Origin of the sequence: Candidatus Lokiarchaeum ossiferum (genome assembly GCA_025839675.1) — an archaeon.
GTDB classification, from domain to species: Archaea; Asgardarchaeota; Lokiarchaeia; order Sigyniarchaeales; family Promethearchaeaceae; genus Lokiarchaeum; species Lokiarchaeum ossiferum.
In genome coordinates this window covers 3,660,671-3,682,016 of record CP104013.1, presented here as the reverse complement: position 1 = coordinate 3,682,016, position 21,346 = coordinate 3,660,671, and the positions used below count along the sequence as shown (strand labels likewise).

General features: G+C 33.0%; 8 protein-coding genes. All 8 read right to left on the bottom strand.

Annotated features, from left to right (window positions below):
* Positions 1 to 512 precede the first annotated feature (512 nt).
* A complete protein-coding gene (locus NEF87_RS15515; RefSeq protein ID WP_457916525.1) occupies positions 513 to 15,230 on the bottom strand; it encodes a hypothetical protein in 14,718 nt (4,905 codons plus the stop codon).
* Between the two features lie 165 nt (positions 15,231 to 15,395).
* Positions 15,396 to 15,887, bottom strand: coding sequence for a GNAT family N-acetyltransferase (locus NEF87_RS15510; protein WP_457916524.1), 492 nt, complete (start codon positions 15,885 to 15,887; stop codon positions 15,396 to 15,398).
* Between the two features lie 39 nt (positions 15,888 to 15,926).
* Positions 15,927 to 17,189 (bottom strand): histidinol dehydrogenase, encoded by a 1,263-nt coding sequence (gene hisD / locus NEF87_RS15505; protein ID WP_457916523.1) that lies wholly within the window; start codon positions 17,187 to 17,189, stop codon positions 15,927 to 15,929.
* On the bottom strand, positions 17,190 to 18,185 hold the full coding sequence (gene hisG / locus NEF87_RS15500) for an ATP phosphoribosyltransferase (RefSeq protein ID WP_457916522.1): 996 nt from the start codon (positions 18,183 to 18,185) through the stop codon (positions 17,190 to 17,192).
* On the bottom strand, positions 18,185 to 19,408 hold the full coding sequence (hisE, locus tag NEF87_RS15495) for a phosphoribosyl-ATP diphosphatase (protein WP_457916521.1): 1,224 nt from the start codon (positions 19,406 to 19,408) through the stop codon (positions 18,185 to 18,187). Before hisE ends, hisG begins: the two co-directional genes overlap by 1 nt.
* Positions 19,408 to 20,172 (bottom strand): imidazole glycerol phosphate synthase subunit HisF, encoded by a 765-nt coding sequence (hisF, locus tag NEF87_RS15490; RefSeq protein WP_457916520.1) that lies wholly within the window; start codon positions 20,170 to 20,172, stop codon positions 19,408 to 19,410. Before hisF ends, hisE begins: the two co-directional genes overlap by 1 nt.
* Positions 20,166 to 20,756: an imidazole glycerol phosphate synthase subunit HisH gene (gene hisH, locus NEF87_RS15485; RefSeq protein ID WP_457916519.1), complete on the bottom strand. Its 591-nt coding sequence runs from the start codon at positions 20,754 to 20,756 to the stop codon at positions 20,166 to 20,168. Before hisH ends, hisF begins: the two co-directional genes overlap by 7 nt.
* On the bottom strand, positions 20,757 to 21,344 hold the full coding sequence (gene hisB, locus NEF87_RS15480) for an imidazoleglycerol-phosphate dehydratase HisB (RefSeq protein WP_457916518.1): 588 nt from the start codon (positions 21,342 to 21,344) through the stop codon (positions 20,757 to 20,759).
* Positions 21,345 to 21,346 lie beyond the last annotated feature (2 nt).

The following is a 21,346-nucleotide window of genomic DNA, read 5'->3' as shown; positions in this document are numbered from 1 at the left end:
TAATATTACACTATTGATTGCATCTAATTTTTTTTTTTTTACAACTTTAGGATATCGATAAATTAATCAAGAAGTTCCGCTCTTCATTGAGTAGAGAATTTTTGGATTTTGAGTTTGTTTAGTAATATAATTTTGAAAAACGGAATAGTTGTTTAATAGTTTATCATTTTAGAACAACTAAAACTATACTAAAATATTAAAAATTCTTGTTTCCATGTCACTTGAGTTTTTGGAAGTTCATTTGTTTTAGCCTCTTATTTGATATAGAATTCACTTAGATTTAAAGATAGGCTGCGTGCTAAGTTATATGTGCTCATTTTTTTTAGGAATTTCAATTTTTTTTTATAATTTTTTTATTATAAAAAAAACAAGTGAGTTTGAAAAAAAACGAGCATATTTCCCACTTTTTCTGCATCTTTGATTTAATCCAGCGAAATCTAGTAATGTTTTATTTACAGATCTAAAATGGGTAAAAGACAGCGAGAAAGAAAAAAAAACCTTTGTTTTAAAGATTAAATAAAGGAAATAATTACTAAAACTACAGTCAGAATTGATAGCAATATTGTAGCTAATGCGCTGAAAAAGCGCCAATAAATAGGCAATTTATATAGTTCTTCGCGACGCTTTACAATTACAAGAATATACCCAAATAGAGCCCAAACTAACAATGAAAATATCCATGATTCTGGATCTTCAAATAAGCTAATTATTATTCCGAAAGCTGAGAGTAATATCATGGAACGGTAAATTATCTTTTTCGTAAACGTTTTTGCTGAAATATCATCTAATTTTTCGGGTGATACTGGATAAACAACAATTAGGAAGATTAAGCCACCAATAAATAATCCAATAATGAGGTTAGATTCAGCAAGAATGATGGGCGGAATAGCACCGATGATACTTGCAATGACTACAAACACAATCGTTCGATACTTGTGATATAAATGGACCAAAGTGTGCCAAGCTTGGATGAACCAGTTTTTAATGCGAATCACTAGGTTTTTGAGATCCATTATAAGTTTTTTTATGAGAACTCGCATTTTATCCATAAAGAAAATAAATGGATATAAGAGAAGAGCAACAAAAATACAAATTGCAAGCAAAATATTATTGCTATTATTATTTTGTTCCCCAAACTTGAAAATTATTAGTGCTAATTCGAAAAATCCAACAAAATAGGAGACTTGATTGACGATCTTATTTTTGAATCGTAAATGCAATACAAATCCAATAATGGCGCTCACAATTAAGATTGGAATTAAAATGGAAGTATTTGGGATTGCAAAACCAGAAGAGGGTGTGCTGGGTCGAGAGCTAGTTTTTGATATAATATAAAAAAGAATATCAAAGGCACCCAAAATGATTGAAACAAAGAAACAACCTAATTCTAATATTTTCAAAACCGATTCTTTGATTAATTTGAGAACCCGGTGATCAACAAGTAAAATAAGATAACTTACAATGAAAAATTGAGTAATGGCACAAAATACAGCAAGTAAATCTGATTTAACAATATCAAAGCGAATAACTTTATCTATATACAAGTTTAAAGTGAGAGCATTGATAAGAAGTAAAATTTCTGCATATAGAGCAATTCCAAGAACTTTTCGGTTTTTTAGGAATTTTTCAGGATTATCCTTTCTAAACTCAAGATAGCTCCACAATATTAATGATGCAGTGAATAACATGAGTGAAAAGATAACTAAAGAGAGATTAAACACGGTAAATCCCCAAAATCCAATTAAAATGGCAATTGAACCAGTAGCTATGATGTAACTGTAAGGTCGAATAGTTGTGATAAATGAAGTAATTGGTTTGATCCATTTTACATGATGTTCCAGCTCGATGGCGAGGTAGATAACAAGAACTATTATCAGAACGCTTCTGAATATTTTAGCAACATCTTCAAAATTCGCGAATAGACCTCCTAAGAGAAGAAGTATCTCAATATAAAGGCTGCCGATGACACCCACTCTGATCTTTCCCTTCAAATCCTCTGAAAATTCCTTGATTATATGCAATATATTTAGAGAGAGTGAAAATATAATGAGAGCAGAGGCAATAACAAAGTATGGTGGAATTTTGCCCCACAAAATACTTATGTACAAAGTACTTATATCTAACGCCATGAGTATAGACAGAATAATAGTACATTTGAAAGCAATTTTTTGAGGGATGAAGTGATTTTTCTTGATATCAAGGAGATAAATTCCGATATAAAGTCCTAACACAACTATTAGAATATCTAATGCGGTACGAATGAAAAGCGTCAAGTTTGGGATTAATCCAAATAATTGATTCAAATAGCCCATTAACATTAACGGAAGAATAATATAATAAATGATCCCACTAAGCGTAAAAAATCGTTGAATATTACTATAGAGTTTAGGATTTTCAGCCCATAATTGATATTTTTGAATATATTTTCCGAGCTTTCCAAAAAGATAGGTAAAACTGAAAGTAATAAACACTGCAAAGAGAGACAGGAACGAAAAGTCAGAATATATACTTTCTAATGCAATATTTTTGATGCTATGGATATAGGCTCCATTAAGGAGGTGAGAAAGGTATGGAATGGTTAACAGAATTTCTGCAAAAACCAAAATGGAGAAAATTTTTTTGACAGGTAAGTGAGATCGATTACCCAATAAGAGAAGGGGAAAATTGGGATGACTTTCTACCCATTCATTTTCTGGAGAAGAATTGGAGAGAATTTCTTTTGGAGCTTCTATTGAGGTTTCTAATTTAAAGGGAAATTCTTTTTGGTTACTGGATTTATTATTGACGGAATTATATTTTTCACCAATCCAAGGTGCGATTTTGATCCAGAAGCGGTGAGCGAGCGAAAGAGACACAATCAAGGCGAAGGATGAAAAGATGATTACTGAGAAATAAAGCACAGTCAAAGGCATCATTTCAGGATTATTGAGAATCACCGAATTCATAATGAACACAGTAATGCACAATATCAGACTTGCCCAATAACTATAAACCATCTTAGAAGTTTTAATTTTAAGTGTGTTGAGTATGGTAAAGCTAAGTGTGGTAATTGCAACCAATAGAGCCCAGTTAATATCAGGATTACTTATTCTTACCACTTCTTCGAGGAGAAGCGAGAATAAGAGTGTTGTAAATATACTTGCAAGTACTTGCTTATACGGTTTGATAACATTGAACTCCATTAATAATGTGATAATGAGGAAATTCACTGCAAGATTGAAAACAAGACCAGTGAAATCTAATAGAATGAGATAAGAATTGATCTCTAACAGATACCAAATATGCAAGAATAGGGAAATATTGAACGCAAAAGTCCCTAAATATCCCAATAATTCATCCGTAATAGGTGAATTCAATTTATTCCAGTTTCGATTAAGAGTTATTTCCATCTTCTGGTTATATTGGATAATCAAGCGTAAAAATCCCATTAGAATAGCAGATGCTAGAGAGAAATTCATTACAAAATTCATAAATCCACCCACATCACTAAAAAGGGAAAGTTGAGATAGAATTCCTTGATTCCAACCATAGGTCAAAATAAATGTATTAATCACACTCGCCAACAGTAACCAATATACAAAAATACGCTGCGCTATCAATTGATTTGAATGACCGTATTTCAATAAAAGAATTTCCTTGTTAGGATTGGAAGTAGTTGTTAAAGCAAGCTTGTTTTCATCTTCAGAATCAGAAACTGAAAGGACCTTGAAATTCAATCGATCAACAAAGCGATTTGCGAGGCTTCCAAATAAGAAAGTGGTGATTAAACAGAAAATGAATGCAAACACAAGCACTTTATTAAATCTTGTATAGGATGCGGGAAATGTTAAATTAAGCAGTTCATACAGAAAAGTGGAGAGAGAAAAGGAGATTGCAGTCCAAAATCCATAGGCAAGTATAGTATTGTAAGTTTTTCTCCAATTAATTACCGTGAACAAAATCACGAAGATTGAAATATTGAGAAGAAGTTCGGTTTCTAAATTCGTGCGAATTAGTTCTTCAATGAATAGTGAAAATACAATTGAGTTAATGAAACTAAATGCTGCTGGCTTGAATGGTTTGATTATGGCATTTTTCATCAAAAGAGATACAATTAGTGTGTTAATTGAAAGATTGAATAATAAACTTGTATAATTGGAGTTTTCGAGTGAAAAAGCAGTGTTAAACAAGTACCATAAGTGGATAAATAAAGTAACGTTCATTGCAAAAGTTCCTACATATCCGTAAACAATGTCTACTAATGGTTTGTTCATGTTTTCAAAAATATTTGCAAAAATAACCGATTCTTTTCGATTATATTTCAGAATTAACCGAGTTATCCCTGCATAGATCGCAAAAGCAAGAGTTAAACATGTTAGTACTTCCATAAACAAGGGTAAATCTTCGTAAAATGATAAATTGGTGAGTATTAATCGATTCCAGGCATAAGCTAAAATACTGCTAACTATGAAATTTGCGAATAGAGTCCAATAAACAAAACGTCGTTTTGAAATCTGTTGATCAGGATGACCATATTTTAAGAATATAATACTAGGGACTTTCTGATTGTTATTTTCGGAGAACTGAGGTGTTTTTTCTTCCATAGTGGGGCCTATCATATACGGAACATCGGGATTATCAACCGGATGGTTTGCCATACGTCCATATATAACTGAAGTGAAGATACAAATAATGAATGAATAAACAACCACTTCATTGAAGGGTGAGAAGCTTTCAGGTAATGCAAGACGGATAAATGTATAGAGGAATGAAGAGAATGAGAATGAGAGCACCGACCAGAAAATATAAGCAAGAACTGAATTGTAAGTTTTTCGCCAATTGATTACCGTGAATAAAAAGAGGAAGACGGAAATATTAAACAGAGTATCCGCAAATACCATACGAATTAATTCTTCAATCAATAGAGAAAACACAATGGAATTAATAAAACTAAAAAAGTCTGGCTTGAAAGGTTTGATTACTGCGAATTTCATCAACAAAGAGACAATCATTGTGTTTATAGTGACATTAAGCAATAAACTCATGAAATTCAATTGTTCTAAAGATAGAGCAGTATCAAATTGGTACCAAAGATGAATGAAAAGTGTAATATTAAAGCACAGAGTGCCCAAATACCCCAGAATTACATCTAGAACAGGATTGTTTATTGTTTCAAAACGGTTGGAGAAAGATATTGAGTTTTTGCGAGTATATTTTATAACTAAGCGGAAAATACCTGCAAAAATTGCAAAAGCTAAGGTAAAACTGATAATAAAATTCATAAACCCGCTTAACGCTTCATAATAAAACATTTTCGTTAGAGTTAATTGATTCCATGCATAAGCTAAGGTAAAACTGATGACGAGATTCGCAATTAATACCACCCAATAAACGAAAATGTGTTGTGAAATCCGTTGATCTGGATGTCCATATTTTAAGTAGGTACGAGTTGGGATTTTCTGTCTATCATTTTCAGTGGATGTGTTTAGATCTCCATCTGGGAGAGAATTTGAAGGGGAAGACACATCCAATTTATCATTTCTCGGAATCGCTAAGCGACCAAATATTATCGTTGTAAGGATACTAAAAATGAATGAAAACACCACTATTTCATTGAAGGGTGAAAAACTTGAAGGTAAAACTAAGCGAATCAAAGTATTGATGAACGTAGTGAGTGAATATGACATCAAACTCCAGAACGTATAAGCCAAAATGGAATTATATGTTTTTTGCCAATTAAACAGGATAAAAAGGACAATGAAAACGGAGCTATTGAACAGGAATTTAAAAATAGAACTATTAAAGATTGGACCTATCGAAAGATTAATACGGACAAGTTCTTCAATATACAAGGAAATAAGGATTGAAATAATTAAGGTAACTAGAGCCGTTCCTTTCTTAGGAATAAATTTCAACCGCATACAAAGATAAACAAGTACTAAGGCAATTACCAAATTTAATGTAAGTAAATCGAAATTTCTATCGAGAATGGAGGTCCAAATGTCTAAAATGAACCATAAATCAATAAAGATTGTTAAAGCCGTAACGAAGGTAACACCATAACGGATAGCAATTTGATTACTTTTAGTTGATAGAGCTTGAAGGTGTTTCTGAGATTTTTGATCTTCATTTTCAATATATTGAGCTATTAGGATTAAACCAAGAAGAAATCCAATCATCGCGCTACAGCTGTATAAAATGAAGGAACTGAAACTTGATAATGGACTGAGCTCAATTAATTGTTTCGTGAGTAAAGAATACCAGCCTTGATTTATCCCGATTGAGATTAAAAAAGAACTAATAAGATAGGTGTTGATAAACCACAATTGCGAACGGTTTTTCATTGGAATCCTTAATAAATTCGAAGCAGTAAGGCTTTTTTCTGATTTTGAAACCTGTTGATCCCCAATATCAAGATTTGATAAAGAAGCGGGAGTATGGGATTGTGAAGCTAAAATATAATAAATAACAGTCAAAATAGTCCCTAGAGTGCAGAAGAAAAATAGACTCTTTCCAAAATCAGACATTAGATAATTTTGTATTCCTCCATGAATTAGACAAGTAATGGCAAAACTGGCAACTAACCAATATAGATGCACTGATTTCGGATTTTTAATTAAGAAGAAATTTGAAAGGCAGAGAATAATGAAAAATGTACCCAATATTGTAAATATCGAGGCTTTACTAACATTTCGAAGGATTTCTTCGACAAATATCCCAAAGAGTGAGTTGGTAACGACATATGCAGGAATAACGAACTTAGAAGAAATGAAGTGTATTTTCATTCCCACAAAATAAATGAGTGCAATAATAAATAAACTGAGCGAAAGTGACTCAAATCTGCCTCTGGATAGCCAATATCCGATCATTAAAGGATCCCACAGCATGAAAAAGAGACATATATTCATAGCAGAAAGAACAACAACCCGGAAAACTTTTGAATTTTGAATATTCTTAGCTTTAACATTTAGTTCAATGGTGTAAAAGGATAAAATTCCTAGAATAATTGTTGATAGTTGCCAAGAATCGGGAATATATAACAAGTTACCATAAAAACTTAAGGAGAATATCAAGAAGATCCCCGAACTCACTTGCAGCCGGATTTTTTCAGGAATTAAATGAACCCAATATTTTTCAACAAACTCGTAATAGATGAATTGAAGCAGGAGGAATAGCCCAGTATGATGAAGGAAGGTTTGGAAAAGTGCATGACTTGTATTCGGTTGAATCAAAAAGGGAATATTGAGAGAAATTAAGAGAGTGCCCGATAAAACAATGCTCTGAAAGAGGAAAATTTTGATCCCTTTTAAAATCTCATTCATCCGAGTAAACATGGCAAAGAGATTATTCTTTTGAATGTAATTATAAGTTGGAATATTCAGAAAGTTGAAAACAATGATTCCGAGAAGTATTTTCGATGGAACTCCCCCAGCTTGGATACTTGTTAATATCAGACTGGTAGTGATAGATAAAGCAATACTAAGGATTAACCATACACTGGCAACTAATTGTTTATTCAGTGTTGTTTGATTAACTAGTTGATATTTAGAATCTTGTGTTAAATACAGATAAATGAATTCAAGCAATACCACCAAATCTATGAAAATCAAGCCAATATAGTTTTGGAAAATATCAATTTGACTTAACCAATTCATTAATACTAAGCTGGTACCAGAAAGCATCACCATATTGAATAAAGCAATTTTCTTTTTGAAGAAATTGAAACATATTAGCGATGTGGCCAGAATCAAAACACCTGTTGAAGCCCAAGGACCTACTTCAAAAATAGCTAACAATAATTGAAATACCGATAAACCAAAGAATAAAGCCATGAAAAACCAGAGCACAAAGTGATAACTTTTCTTTAGATAATTTCTGGCTTGGAAGGAAAGAGCGGTTCCAAAAGCAAAAGATAAACCCAATAAAAGTCCAAATACGCTAAAATGGGTTATCACAATCGCTTCAGGAGATAATAAAGACACTCCAACAAGATAAAAAGTACGCCAGATGATTACGGCAATGTCTAATATCAAGATATAAGCATGGAAATGTTTTACAATATCATCTCGAATTCGGAATTGTTTACCAGAAAGAAGGACAAAAGACATTATCAGTGTGGTCACAGCAGCCGAAATGATCTTATCTTCAAGTAAGAAAATCATGGCAGGATTAATCAATGCAAATAAACCGCCAAGGATAGTCATATATCCGGAAATAATTATGATATTTTGCCAGTTGGATTTAATTTTCTTGATATTTGGGAAATATCCTAAGGAAAGTAAGAAAATCCCTCCAATCAGAACATCAATAGGAATCAAATAGTGAGGAGGAAGGTAGGATAAATAGTTCGAAATAAAAACAATATTCGTCGCACATAACGAAGGCCATGCCAAGGACATCCAATTCCATTTTTTGTAGATATACAAAATCGGGAGAATAAGAATTAGGCCAATTGCACCTGCAAAAACCCATTGCAGAAGAGTTTCACTTGGAAATATATTTGTAGCGGCCCAATAGGCACACATAAACATTTCCAACCAGAAAATATAGATAATTTTGTTGAAATGTTTTTTCAACTTCGTTAATAACACAGGCAAGTACAACAACGAACAAACAACTACGGCAAGAATTATTGATCCATTGACCGAGTTTGAACCAATATGAATCGCCTCAATGATGTAGTCAATATCTTGAAGACTATATGATATTATGATGAAGTTTGCAATGGGCACAATTATCCACACATAAGCTCCAATAGACCAGACTTTCTGAAAAGACTTATAATAAATTCCAAGGGCGATGAAAAACATTAATACACAAAAATCGATTGCAACCGCGAAGGAGTGAGTGGGCTTAAAATATATTTTTAGATCAGTTAAAAAGAAATAAAAGAATGCCCCTGCGGAAACTGCTCCAGAAGTCAGGGTTGTAATGATCAAGTTTTTAGATGTCTTTATTTCAAGCCAATTATACATAAAAGTATATAAATATCCCCCAATAGCAGTGCTCAATAGGATACTTAAAATAAGAGGATTTTCAAAACTGGTGAAAATATAATTTAATCCACTGAACAAGAAAAATCCAAAGGTGGCAACTAAAACAACCTGATTTAATAAATTTTTCCGATGTCGTAATCGATCGACATTTTTTAAGAGGATCGCCCCAATGATGACGAATAGTAGAACGGGAGCGGTGATATATCCAAAAACGGTAGAAAAAGTTTTGTAAAATTGACTATATACAAAGAATATCCCGATGAGGGAAACATATCCACAAATAGATTTGGGAATTGATTTGTATCCAGGATATGAAATTTCAACCAGAAACCATTCCAATGTTGCAAAAATGGTTAGAAAAATCGCAATGGGAACGAGTATGGGAACAAGTACTTCATTTTTAAAGGAAGGTTCCAGAAAATATTGGGTAAGAATTGAAATGAAATAAGCTATGGCTCCATTTTTCAAAGATTTAAACATTAAATTCTTGTAATGTTTGGTAGTTCCCAACTCATAGCAGATAATAGAGGCGAGAATAGAGAGTTCTAGCATGTTATTGCCATTCAATGTAAAGAAATCAATGTTAAAAGACTTGAAGTTGAAGAAGTACAACCCAAGTACTAAAAGATTTAGTAACAGTTTTCCATTGAATGAAGTAGATTTTCGGGAAGACACAACCCAGTTAATTGCGATAAGATTACTAATAATAAGAATTGAAGAGAGTATTCCTGTTCCAAACCAATAAGATTGGATACTTAAGAATACAGTTAATCCGGCAATGATATAAAATTTCAAAAGCTGAACTTGTTGCTTGGGAATCATGGATAGAGCATAGAGAGCTAAAATTCCGAGGGAAGCGACATTGAAAGGAGTATGGGCAATTTCAGAGTCAAGAGAATTGAATATGACGATCAAAGAAGTATTGATGAATAGCACAATCATTAAAGCGACTTTAATTTGGAAAAGATGAGTAAAAATAGAGTGAGACAACTTCTGACTAGGATTTTCAGAACGTGCCTGAATGAATGGAATTTCAAATTCATCTCCATTTTCATCGTCATTATTTGGTTGTGTATCAGATTCGGTAACAAATTCGTATTCTTCATTCTTATCATAATGCCAAACAATATAGATCAATAAACCAGTAACGAATAATATTTCTAAGATGAATGCAATAGGAATTTGATATTTCAAACGATCCACTACATTTTTAACAAGAATTATTGAAAATAAACTCGAAACAATAGAATAAGTGATGGTTAAGCAAAGAATAAATAATTTATCAGTCATTAATAACCGGAAGGTATAGCGATCAACAATTAACAACACCGGGATGACTAATGAAGCGAAGAAAATGGAATCTATTGGGAAAAAGTAAGTTACTGCAGCAAAATATACTAGACCCGCTAAATCGACAATCACCAGACTGTAAAGCAAAGCATGGATCTGAGATGCAATCCTTTTAATGGAAGTTAATTTGGAGAGAATTAAAATAGTGATAAAAGATCCGACAAGTGGTATCAACAAGAGCAAACACGTATAAGATGCTTTAAATTGTCCAAAATGAATCGCTAAACCATAAAGCTCGAATGCAGCACATACCGAAATTATGAAAGTAACCATTGCAGTGAGTTGAATTAATATTTTTGCGAGTAACTTCCGATATGGTTTTAATAAAAATATAAAGAAAAGTTGGGAGCTGAGGGTCAGGATTAAGGATATTTCAGGACTATATTCAAGTACTCGGTTGAAATTTATGTAAGATGAATACGCCATAATCACAATAGATGCTTGTTTCAAGATATTTTTCCAAAACTCTGTATGTTTGGAAATATGCGGATTGATTGTTCGTAAGATATCGAGGGAATATATTAAACTATAGCAGATTAAAACCACATTATATCCCCTTATCACAGGATTGAATTCTAAGAACACCAATATTAAAACTAAGAGTAAATTGGAAGATACAGTCCAGAGGGCAAATTCTTGATATTGGAGAATTTTGAAGAATTTAGGAGAACTCTCATAGGCTTTAAAATACACCATGACTCTGAGGACACCATAAAGAAGAATTAAGGGAAGGAAGAAAATAAAAAGATAGTTCGCAATCTTAAACAAATAAAAATGCTCTACTTGGGTCACTTGGATAAATATAGACACCACCAAAGAGTAAGAAGCATAAATAAATCCATTAACGAGGATAAAATTATTCGTTGTTTTAGTTTCAGGAGATATACGATTACCCAAGAAAACTTGATAATTCGCAAATATCAATCCAAGAGCAAAAATTCCCAATATCCCAGAAATTGTAGCAGATGGATTTATAGCGAATAAATATATATCAGATCTTGCAAGATATTGGAGAATAGTCACAACTGCTAACCCAACATTAGTTACTCCAATTATGCTATTCATGAGATGCTTGCGATTCTTGAAGAGACCTTTGGAAAACAAAGGAACAACGTGAATTTCTACTAAAAATAAACTGCAACCAATAAGAACGACCAAGGGTAAAATGAATTGGAAGAGATCATAGAATAAAACAGCACCCGAAGCTGCGATTAGGATAAAAATGGTGATTTGAATTCCGTAAATTAACGATTGGAATTTTAAGGCAAGTTCAGGATAGAGTTTTGAAAAGCTGGAAAGAGTAAAATTGAAGGCGAGTAAATTAACAGAAATTGATACAACAATGACTGTAAGTGAATATTCAGATAAGAAAACAAAGCCAAAAGATAAAGCGATCCAGAAAAGGGTCCAAGAAATTAGATGTTGAAGAGTCCAAAAACCTCTCCATTTTGAGTTGTGGACGCCGTAAATCCGTTTTTTATAGAAGTTTGAGAAAATCATGACAGTTAAAATAGCTGTAGAAACCACAAAGCACAAAATCAGGTTAATATATTCAGCATATCGATGATTAAAGGCAGCTCTAAAAATAAGATGTATCCCTGAAGCAAAAATGGAGGCAATGGATAGCAAATACGATTCAATAGAAGCAATCAAAATGTTTTCATGCATCGTAGATTTAATACGACCAAGTTTATGCAGACCCCTTGAAATACTTAGGACTGTGGTAATAATGAATAAAAATTGGGACAAAAATGCAATAACAACAAATTTTGATTCAAATAGATATGAGAGTAAAACTATGTTTGATTCATTAGGGAAAGAGAGAGAACTAAAAAATAGATATAAAGCAGGAAAAGCAAGAATCAACACCAAGCTTCGTTCAATAAGATTAATAATATGGAGGATTTTTTCCGAATAATTGCTTTTAACCCATTGAATTACATTATTAATTACAAAATGAGCAAGAATCCCCACCAATAATCCTAAGATCCAATTTTGGGATAAATCTATTGTTATTATGGAAAATAAGAAGAAAGAGAATAAAAGTCCATTAAAATTATAGATTACGAAATTGATGGACTCTAAAAATTTGCAAAAACGATTAAAATGTTTCAAGTACTGATTAATTGAAAACATGAAGGAGTAGAGAAGCAAGATTATTAGAAATGCAGTTATCGTAAGTTTGAATGATGAAACTGGAAGAAAAATGAAAAGAATTCCAAGCACACTCATTTGCTGCACCATAATAACTTGCAAGATGGTAATTTTACTAAGAAGATTATCTTCAATTTCGTTCGATCGATTTAGGAGAGGCTTCAATCTAAGGGAAAATATAAACAAGGAAAGTGAGATGAAGAATATAGCAAATTTAATCTCAGGAATCACATTCTCAGCATTTCTAAAAAGCCCATAAAGAAAATCAAAAATACCAGAGACAAGAATGAAACTAATAAGAGATGCGAATAATGAGAGAAGTCTGAAGTTGAAGAGTATATATTGAATTCTTTTCCATAACTTGTTTGGAATTACTAATCCTTGATGTAGGTTTTGTCCTGTTTTATAGAGAAAGCGTAAACTTACATAAGATATAATACCGGAAAAAAATAGAACAAAAATACCCGTATCTTCAAATATGTAATTTAACTCAATCACTGGAATCAAAATAACAAGCAAAGCGAGCATTCCAAATAAAATTGCGTTGCTTACTTTTAGAATATGATAGGGAGATTTTATCGATTCATATTTTTTTATTATAAGGTGAATATTGTTTTGGGCAAGCAGAAACAAGATAATACATGCAACCATGATATAGAGAAAAGGAACGTTGAAAGATTCTCCTAATAAGAATCCAAACCAAAGAATAACTTGCCCTAAAATCACACAAGAGAAATTATTTTGAAGATCATGATAAACAGAAGGATATTTAATGATCGTGTGTGATTTGTAAAGGTAATATATCGATAATTTAACTAAGACATTGGTCACGATCAGGGAAAAAACGAATCCCGTTAGATCTAATGTAATAAGAACAATAAGATTGGAAATTGCAACAATAGATAATATTTGAAGAATAATTTGAAGTTTTTTATATAATTCGTTGGAAATTAGTTTCCAACCGTTCAAAAATTTGAAAATAACGAGATTCAATCCGACAGAAAGAAGAGAGGAAAGAGATACATTAAATAAACTAACCATCCCTTCACTAGATTTAAACAAAATACTCTGGTCATTAGATAAACTTCCAATACCATCAAAAATACTTAAAAGAACTTCTTCAATGTTAGATAAAACACCACTTGGTGAAAAGAATAAGAATATTCTGGAAAATCTCTTACCTCCAGATACGAAATCTGTTGAAAATGGGAGAATAATATTCTGAATCATGACAAAAAAGCAAAATAAGATAATTGCAAGATTACAATACAAGAAACCAGTAAAGATATTGGAGGGTTTGTCTGCAAAATAGATTTTATTAAGAAGAAAAGAAGAAATAAGAGTTGACACAGATATAAAAAAGAGATACGTTAAAAAGGGTACGTTGTTGATGTTTAAATCATTAGCTACAGCCAATGTTGAAAATAATAATGCTAATTCTAATAAGATTGCAATATATATACAATTGCGCAAAATATAAGTTTGTTTTTGGGAAAGAAAATTCTGATATTTTAGGAGTTCAAGAATACCAATCCCTAGTGCAGTAAAAGTGAGAAGTCCAGCCCAGAATATTTCAGAAAGGTCCATTACAATAAAAAATGACAGATGAATATTAGCAAGAAGCAATTGCGCAACTAAAAATAGAGGTGAGATTTTTTGATGAATCAACCCCATTTTACTTTCAAATAGATTTTCAATGATCAATCCAATCTGAATGACTAATTGGATAAAAGGGTTATCAATTAAAACGTAGGAAGTAATAATGATACCCAGATTGATAATAATAGACGAACATGTATTAAGAACCACTAACCAAGTGAGATTTTTAGTATAGCTGATCTGATTAAGGAATTTCTGAATAGAGAATTTGAAATTGAGTAGCGCAAGTTTTATGGTCAATAGTAAAACCAATGTCACATATAAGGCAATAGGTATAGTTTCAGAGTAAACTAAGACAGATAAGGAGATAAAACTAGCAAGAATTAATAAAGTTGATAACAATTTCACCAAAATTCCTAAACCTAAAGCTTTGGCTTCGTTAAATTTAACTGCAATAACTTGAACAGCAATTAAGGAAAGAATACTAAAGGTTAGATTTATTGAAAGAACGGTTGAATACAAACCACCAAGAATGAGCAATAATAGATTGACAGCAATATTTATAACTGCAGATTTCAAGAAAAGAAGAAATATTTGCCCATTTTTTAATTCGGTAATAAATTTTGAATTAATTGGAACGGTAAGATTTTCCTTCAATGAATCAGTAACTCGAACACGAAGGAGAAAGAATTTTTGGAAAAATATTGAAATTAACGGAAAGATGGTAAATATGGCAATTTGAAATGTAGTTAGATAAAGATCATAGCCTAAGGTAGTCCCAAGAATCGAAAACACTGTAGAAGCAAATATCGCAGGGAAATAGAGTATTATTAAACTTAAGGATAGTTTTTTCCGGAAAACCATGGGAGTTATGAAACTGTATATCTTTTTTCTTCGAGTTTTAAGATACAAATAGAAGAAGATGGGTAAACTGACTAAAAATCCTAAAATAAACATGCCAAGATTTATTTCTCCCGCAAAAAAAAGTTCATTTCCTGAAATAAAAAGAAAGGAGATACCAGAACAAACAAGACCTGCGACACCTGGAAGTGCAAGTAGGAATAGTAAAAGAAATGCGAGCTCTGTAATAATATTAGTCCATTTTACAAATTGCTGAGGTTGCTCATTATTAGGTTTTTCTTGACTTTGCATTTTTCTCATTTGGATTTTTTTATAAATAATTCTTCGTCGGATTCTTTATAAATTGGTATGGAAAATATCTCCGCATATTGAATCATGTAGCAAAATTCTCCGCAAATAAGTAAAATCAATTGAACATTGAGAAAAACTAAGTAGTTCATTTATTTAATGGATTGTTCAGTAATCAAATACATTATCTAAAATTGAGATATGCATAGATAGATTTTCACCTAAATGTGGTTTCCGGAGCTCGATTAAATTTAAGACATTATATCCTCGGGATTTTAGAAATGGGATGATTTTGGTATTGTTTGGATGCACCCAATTATAAACAGTATCAGAATTTAACGAAACAGCTATTTTTTCTGCTTCTAAATAGAGCTTAGATGCAATACCTTGTTTACGAGAATTATGTTTAACATAAATTGATTCAGCCCACACAACCTGATCTTGAATACGACAGACGATGTACCCATGTAGTATACCTTGATTATCAATTGCAATAAAAATTGGAAAATTATTAGAAAGATACTCACATAATTCCTCTTTGGCAATAATGAGATTTGGATTTCGTTTAACATTTTTGAAGGATGACAGAGTAACACGGAAATCGGCCATTAGTTTTACAATCTGTGATTCCAAACTAGATTCATAAGGTATTATTTTCATATATTTAGGAAAAAATGGAACCTAAAAAAAATTGCTAATTTATTTAAGATTCTGATTATGTTTTTGTCGCAAAAATGCAGCATTATGATGCGCATCCAATCCTTCTTGTTTAGCCATATTCGTAGCAATTTCGATAAAATCCGTAGAAATGTTCTCCTTCATTTTTTGATAAGTAAGAATTTTTAGGAAATCCTTTACTGACAAACCTCCAGAATATCTGGCAGCGCCATTCGTTGGAAGAACGTGATTTGTCCCAGAGCAATAATCTCCAAACACTTCAGCAGAATTATTTCCAATGAATAAAGAGCCATAATTTGTCAACAGTGGCACAATCTTATCAATGTCGTGGACTTGAAGCTCTAAATGTTCTGGAGCGATACGATTGGATATTGTGACTGCAGTTGTTATCGAATCTACGAGAAAAATTTTTCCATTTAAAAGAGCAACATCTGCAACGGCTTTGGTTTTTAATTCATTGAGTTGATAATTGATTTCTTTATTCACAGCTTGCGCTATATTCTCTGATGTAGTTAGCAAAATAGGTATTGCTAACGGATCATGCTCGGCTTGAGCAAGTAAATCGGCTGCAATGTAGGAAGAATTCCCGGTTTCATCTGCAATGACTAATACTTCACTTGGTCCTGCGATAAAATCAATTCCTACTTCTCCATAAACTAATTTTTTAGCATAAGAAACATATTGATTACCAGGTCCAACTATTTTACATACTTTTGGAATACTTTCTGTTCCATAAGCCATCGCACTTATTGCTTGAGCACCACCAACTTGAAAAATTTGTGATGCTCCTGCAATATCTGCAGCAATTAATGTTAGAGGGTGAATGTTTGGAGAACAAACAATTATGTTTTTAACACCTGCAACTTTTGCGGGAATTACAGTCATTAAAACAGTAGAGAATAAAGGGTACCGACCTCCAGGAATATAGCATCCAACTGAATCCAAAGGAACTATTTTTTGGCCTAGCTCTGAAACATCATCTTCATAGGAAAAATCCTGAAAACAACCCATTTGTTTAGTTGCAAATATTTCAATTCGTTTCGCTGCTTTCTTTATTGCAGAAATAGTCGATTTATCGGCTTTTAAATATGCTTCTTCAATCTTTATCTTTTCAACTTCAAATTGATCCATAGTCTTCTGATCAAAGAGAGAAGTGAAATATTTCACTGCAGCATCTCCTTCTCGTTTCACCTTTGATACAATATTTTTCACTGAATCAATTTCAGATAATTGATTCTTCTGAATATAGTGATCTAGATCCTCTAAATTTCGGCATATTTCCATTTAATTAACACCCTTTCCATTGATAGTTAGGAGCAATTGTCGATAACATAATGGTTCTTCTTCGAAAATATAGAGGGTTGGAGAAACAATTACACCACTCCCACCAATTGATCTCAAAGCACGGATCACTTTTTGTAGTTGATTTTTAGGCACAATGATGTGAATAGCATTCCATGTTTGTCCTGAAGGAGTATAAACAGGAGAAATTGTTGGTCCTTGCAATCCACTTAATTCGGGGAGAGCAAATAATTTTCGCGTAAGTTCCCGTGGATCGGCCTCTTTCATGTTAGCAAATATCTGTACATATTTTTTTCCCCGTAAATAAGCTTCAAAATATTCTAATAATTGACGTGCAATTTCCAACACTTCTGGTTGTTCCAGGCTGAAGCGATTTCCAATGAACACGGCTTGTGAAGACAAAATACAACCATTTTGTATTTGTTTCAATCGATTGGCTTGCAAAGTTTCACCAGAAGATACTAAATCAACAATAATATCACAATAATTTAGGGCAGGATACACTTCAAGAGCTCCTTTACCTTCAATAATTTCAAATTGTGTTCTATAATTTTCTAAAAACCGCTCGGTACACCGGGGAAATTTAGTTGCTATACGAATTTTTTTATTTGAAACGAAAACTTCTTCAAGTGATTGCGCGCTCCATTCTTCTGGAATAGCAAGTTCAAGATTGCATCGCCCAAATTCAAGATTTTCATGAATAATAACCGTTTCGGAGCTATATGAATTCATCAATTCACTCACCAGATCAAATCCAACGATACCAAAATTAAGAGAACCACCCTCAATACCTCTGATAATATCCGATTGATTTTGAAACACAATTTGAACATCAGGAAACATCGCAATAGAACCAATATAATCCCTATTTTTTCGGTGGATTCGCAACCCACATTTTTCAAGAAATTCAAGAGTAGATTTGCCCATTCTTCCTTTAGAAGGTAAAGCAAATCGAATTTTATTTGAGGGTATTTGCATTATCGTCGTCGCCTCCATAGTTCATTTCTAATTTCTGCAGGAGTTATCCCTTTTTTTGCCATTAAAACCATCAGAAAATAAGTCAAATCAGAAATTTCCCACACTAAATTATCTCTATCAACATAATTCACAACTTCTGCAGATTCCTCTTGAATTTTTGCCATAATTAAGGATTCTTGTTGAACAATTTTTGAGGTATAGGATTGTGGCGAAGGATTATCAATACGATCAGTGATCACTTCATAAAGATTTGACAACGAAAAACGTTGATCTCCAAAACAACTATATTGCTCCAAATGACAAGCTCGGTTTTCCTGCTTTACTCGAAACAACAAAGTATCTCGATCACAATCGTATCGGGCAGTGATGAAAGTTTGCATATTGGAAGAAGTTTTTCCTTTGATCCATATTTCCTTTCGAGATCTGCTAAAATAGGTGCCTAAACCCGTTTTAAACGTTTGCAACAACGATTGGCGATTAGAATAAGCCAGCATTAGAATTTGGCCTTTATCATCTTCGACAATAGTGGGTACTAATCCAGCACCTTTATCGAAATCAATCATTTCAACAAAAGCTTCTGATAATTCTATAGCTCCTGTATAGATTGCCATTCCAATTTGTGAATTCAAGTTCCTTTTTTCAAGATCTTTTATATCGGAGATTGTTGTTGTTCCACCTGCAACGGTCATGGGATTTTTTGTGAGTTGTTGAAGTTCATCTACAATCTTAAACTCGAGACCTTGCATCATTCCTTCGACATCAACATTCGTAAATAAATATTCAGAACAAAAAGAGTCAACAAGAGCAATCATTGCTTGAGGGGTGATATTGGTTTTATTTTGCCATCCTCGGTTCACCACCTTATCCCCTTTAGTATCAATTGCAACAATTAAACGATCCTTTGGCAACTTTTGTAGAAATTCAGGAGTCGCAGCCGTCCCAATGATGATTTTTTGAGCTCCAGCCTGTAATAATTCATTAGCTCTTTCCAAAGATCGGATTCCACCACCCACACGGCAAGGTGCAATCGAACAAAGTTTTTTGATAATATCTATATTATCTCCTTTACCTAGGGCAGCATCTAAGTCAATAACTGCGATTTCACCATACTTTTTAAATTCATTAGCTAATTCAAAAATGTCTTCTCTTTCTAAGATCAGTTTTTTTCCTTGTTGTAACTGCACTGCTTTTCCATTCATTAAATCTATGCTTGGGATTATCATTATATTCGGACCTCGATGTTTTTTTCTTTTAAAAAAGTTTTAACCTCTTTGATTGTAATTTTGTGGTAGTGAAAAATACTGGCAGCTAAGGCCGCATCTGCCTTACCGGCTGTGAAAACATTGTAGATATCCTCAACAGATCCAGCCCCACCAGATGCAATAATCGGAATATTTAAAGTTTCACTAAATAATCGATTTAGAGTTAAATCAAACCCTTGTTGCGTACCATCACTATCTATGGAATTCAATAAAATTTCTCCTGTTCCAAATCTCTCCATTCGCTGGGCAAAATTCAGAGCATCCAACCCGGTAGCAGTTCTACCTCCGTGGATATAGACTTCCCACCCATTTTTCATGAAATGATTTTTTTTCACATCGAGGGAAGTAACTATCGCTTGCGTTCCAAATTCTTCGGAAGCTTTCTTGATTAAACTAGGATCTTGAACAGCACTACTGCCAAGACTGACTTTTTCGGCCCCAAGAGAGAGAAGTTTTCGTATTTCGTCTAATGACTTAATACCGCCCCCCACAGATAAAGGAATAAAAACTTCATTGGCTACCTTCTCAACAATATCATATATGATATCTCGTTTTTCATATGAAGCAGTGATATCCAAGATTGATAACTCATCCGCACCTTGATTATTATAGTACTTTGCGAGTTCTACAGGATTTCCTGCATCGTTGAAGTTTTCAAAATTGATTCCTTTGACTACTCTGCCGTCCTTAATATCAAGGCAAGGAATAATGCGTTTAGTTAGCACGATAACCATCTCCGATAAAATTCAATACCATATTCCCCACTTTTTTCTGGGTGGAATTGTACTGCCGTGAGGTTTTTGAATTGAATAGCACCAGTAAATTCTCCATAATAATCTGATGTTGCAGAGATTAAGGATTCATTTTCAGGCTGAACATAATAAGAATTGACATAATACACATACCCTTTAGAAATTATTTTAGATTCGCGTGGTTCAAGGAGGTTCCATCCAATTTGGGGAATTTTTCCCTTTTGAAATTTGAGGACTTTTCCTTTGAATGAACATAGCCCTGGACATCCCGGACTCTCATCACTACTTTCAAACAAAACTTGCATCCCTACACAAATCCCAAGGAATTTTGTATTTTGATTGATAATTTCTTTGATTGGCGTCTCAAATCCTCTTGATCTTATACCCTCCATCACTTTTCCAAAATTTCCTACGCCAGGTAAAATCACTTTGTCAAACTTGGATATTTTCTCTGGATTAACGATAATTTCTGAATCTTTTCCTAAGTATTTGAGGACTTTTTGAACACTTTGGAGATTTCCACTCCCAATATCAATTATTGCAATGTTATCATCCATTTAGATCACACCTTTTGTACTCGGAATAATATTTTTGATACGAGAATTAATACTGCATGCTTGCATCAAACTTTTGGCAAGGGCTTTGAAAATCGCCTCTACTTTGTGATGATCATTTGTACCTTGATTTATCTCAATAAACAAATTTATTTTCAATGCACTCGAAAAACCTCTAAAGAAATCCTCAAGTAAATCAAGATCCAACTCTCCGCAGTATCTTCGTCGGAATTCTCCCAAAAAAGAGAAATAAGGCCTTCCTCCGAGATCTAAAGCTACAGTGACAAGAGAATCATCCATAGGATAAATACAGAATCCATTTCGATTGATCCCTTTTTTATCCCCTAAAACTTGATCGAAAGCTTCCCCTAAAGCAATTCCAACATCCTCCACTAGGTGGTGTTGATCGACTTCCAAATCCCCCATAGAATTTAATTCTAAGTCAAATAGGCCATGTTTTGCAAAAGATTCTAACATGTGAGTTAAAAATCCTATTGGTGTTTTGACATCATAAATTCCGGTTCCATCCAAATTAATGGATATGTCAATTTGAGTTTCATTTGTATTTCGTGTTAATTTGGTTGTTCTCATTT